Source organism: Acidovorax sp. HMWF029 (assembly GCF_003060895.1).
GTDB lineage: Bacteria > Pseudomonadota > Gammaproteobacteria > Burkholderiales > Burkholderiaceae_C > Acidovorax.
This window is the reverse complement of sequence record NZ_QAIH01000122.1, coordinates 1-2,664: the sequence shown is the minus strand read 5'-3', so window position 1 is coordinate 2,664 and position 2,664 is coordinate 1. Positions and strand designations below refer to the sequence as shown.

The following is a 2,664-nucleotide window of genomic DNA, read 5'->3' as shown; positions in this document are numbered from 1 at the left end:
GGACACGGATTCCTCCTGGAAGTGGCTTGCAGCTTGGGATTGCGGCCGATACACTGTTTAAAAACACAGGTATAAAATTTACATGAAACCCGGCACGCATGTTTTGCGCTCACCTCGCCTTTTGGACCAGGTTCGAGAGCGTATTCGTTACCTTCACTATAGCCTCAGCACCGAGAATGCTTACCTGCACTGGGTACGTTTTTTCATACGTTGGCACGGGCGTGGCGGGGTCATGCGGCATCCGCGCGACATGGGAGCTGCTGAGGTGGAAGCGTTCCTCACGATGTTGGCGACAGAGCGGCATGTGTCTGCCTCTACCCACAACCAGGCACTTAGCGCCATCCTGTTTCTTTACCGCGAAGTGTTGGGCGTCGATTTGCCCTGGCTGGAGGGCGTAAGCCGCCCCGCCCAGAAGCGGCGCATTCCCAGTGTTTTGACGCGGGATGAGGTTGCTGCCTTGTTTCAGTTTCTGGATGCAGACATGCGTTTGCTGGCGCAACTCTTGTATGGCACAGGCATGCGGCTGATGGAGGGCCTGCGCCTGCGCATCAAGGATGTGGACTTTGATCGCCAAGTGATCATTGTCCGGGAGGCCAAGGGCAACAAAGACCGCGTCGTCATGCTGCCGCGCACCCTGGCGCCCACGCTGCGCGCGCAACTGTTGAACGCGCGAAGCGTGTGGGAACAGGACCGGCAAGCGCAGCGAGGTGGGGTGCAAACGCCGCATGCACTGGAGCAAAAGTACCCCCAGGTGGGCCGCACATGGGGTTGGTTCTGGCTGTTTCCCTCACCCACTTTTTCTGTGGACCCACGCTCGGGCGTGGAGCGGCGCCATCACTTGTTTGAGGAACGGCTGCAGCGGGCCGTCAAGAAGGCCGTGGCGCAAGCAGGTATTTGCAAGCCCGTGTCGGTGCACACCTTGCGCCACAGTTTTGCCACCCATCTGCTGCAATCTGGCACCGACATCCGCACCGTGCAGGAGCTGCTGGGCCACAGCGATGTGTCCACCACCATGATCTACACCCATGTTCTGAAGGTGGCGGCCGGTGGCACGGCCAGCCCGCTGGATTCGATGGCGCACGGAAGTTGACACGCTGCGTTAGTCGCTGAGAGCGAAGATTCTTATTCCAATCGGGCTCTACCGCTTATCCATAAAGCGCTAACAGCTATCAATAGGTGAGCATTACACATCCCCCAGCAGCCCCAACACCTTTGGCGCACTCGCCACCAGCATCGCCACCCCCGACAGTGTCAGCATCCCCAACACAATCTGCCGAAACCGTGCCTCGCTGATGCCGTGGTACAGCTTGGCGCCGAGTAGCGTGGGCACCAGCATTGCGGGCACGACGATAGCGAGCAGGGGCAGCGCCTCACGGGTAATCAGGCCCGTAGCCAGGTAGGTGCCAAACGTCACGATCAGCATGGCCAGGTTGAAGTTCTGGATGATGGCCCGCTGCACGTCTTTGTCGAACCCACGCAGGGTGCACCACAGGGTGGGCAGCACGCCGGTGAAGCCGCCCAGGCCGCCCATCACACCACCTGCCAAGCCCACCAGCACATCGGCCACGCGCCCGCCCCGGGAGATACGGGGCAGTTGTTTGGCCATGAGCATGGCCGGGCACCACAGCACCAGCAGGGTGCCCAGCACAAGCTTGAAGGCGTCCATGTCCAGGCGCGGTAGCACGGCCACGCCGAGGGGGATGCCCGCCAGGCCGCCCAGCACAAAGGGCAGCAGGCGCACGCGGTCAAAACCCCGGCGCACGGTGGCGGCAGCCACCAGCTGGCCGGTGAGTGCGCCACACACCGTCAGCACCGCCGCCAGGCGCGGCTCCAGGCTCCAGGCCCAGAACGACATGGCGACCATGCCAAACCCAAAGCCCGACAGGCCTTGCACAAAGCCTGCGGCAACGGCACCGACCGCCACGATCAACAACACGGAATCCATGCCTCTCCCTCTGCATTGGTTGCACGCTGTGCTGGCAGCGCCCTGGTGCCATTGTGTGCGCAGGCAGTGAGGCCCCAGCAGCGGGCCGCAAGGCTCAATACAACGTGGCCTGCTGGCGCGCAGGCAGGTCGCGGTCGTAGGTGGCGCCATCAAACTGGCCCTGCGTGATGGCCGCAAGGATGGCGCCCGGTGTGGGCACGGGGCGCGGGGTGCCGGGGGGCACTGTGCTCCAGAGTTGCGAGCGCTGGATGGCGCGGGCGCATTGGAAGAAGACGGTTTCCACATAGACCACGATCACGCACTTGGGCGGCTGGCCGTTGACCACGAAGCGCGCAAGCAGATCGGGCGCCACGCTGATGCGTGCGCGGCCATTCACGCGCAGGGTCTCGCCCACGCCGGGGATGAGGAACAGCAGCGCCACACGCGGGTCGGCCACGATGTTGCGCAGACTGTCGGCGCGGTTGTTGCCGCGCCGCTCGGGCAGCAGCAGGGTTTTGTCGTCCAGCAGTTGCACAAAACCGGGCGGGTCGCCACGCGGCGATGCGTCGAGCCCGCCGGGGCCGGTGGTGGCCAGCACCGCAAAGGGCGCGGCCTCGATCATGGCGCGGTAGGCGGGGTGGATGTAGGCCACCTCTTTGCTGAGCGATGCCTCGCTGGGCTGGCTGAGCAGCGCCTCCAGGCGCTGCAGCGTGTCGATGGCGTGGGGGTCGGTCGGTGCG

General features: G+C 64.0%; 3 protein-coding genes. 1 reads left to right on the top strand and 2 read right to left on the bottom strand.

Annotated features, from left to right (window positions below; translation table 11 throughout):
* The first annotated feature begins 82 nt into the window (after nt 1-82).
* Complete coding sequence (locus DBR12_RS08450; RefSeq protein WP_108616843.1) at nt 83-1,090, top strand: integron integrase; 1,008 nt, start codon at nt 83-85, stop codon at nt 1,088-1,090.
* A 93-nt stretch (nt 1,091-1,183) separates the two neighbouring features.
* Here DBR12_RS08450 and DBR12_RS08445 read toward each other — a convergent pair whose 3' ends face one another.
* The gene (locus DBR12_RS08445) at nt 1,184-1,945 is read right to left on the bottom strand and encodes a sulfite exporter TauE/SafE family protein (protein ID WP_108616842.1); all 762 of its coding nucleotides are present in this window, start codon (nt 1,943-1,945) and stop codon (nt 1,184-1,186) included.
* 94 nt (nt 1,946-2,039) lie between these two features.
* A partial coding sequence (locus tag DBR12_RS08440) for a pyridoxamine 5'-phosphate oxidase family protein (RefSeq protein WP_369861417.1) occupies nt 2,040-2,664 on the bottom strand: 625 nt, incomplete at its 5' end.

Coding starts and splice junctions, on each gene's coding strand:
- DBR12_RS08445 (WP_108616842.1), bottom strand. CDS start 1,945: ATGGATTCCGTGTTGTTGATCGTGGCGGTCGGTGCCGTTGCCGCAGGC.
- DBR12_RS08450 (WP_108616843.1), top strand. CDS start 83: ATGAAACCCGGCACGCATGTTTTGCGCTCACCTCGCCTTTTGGACCAG.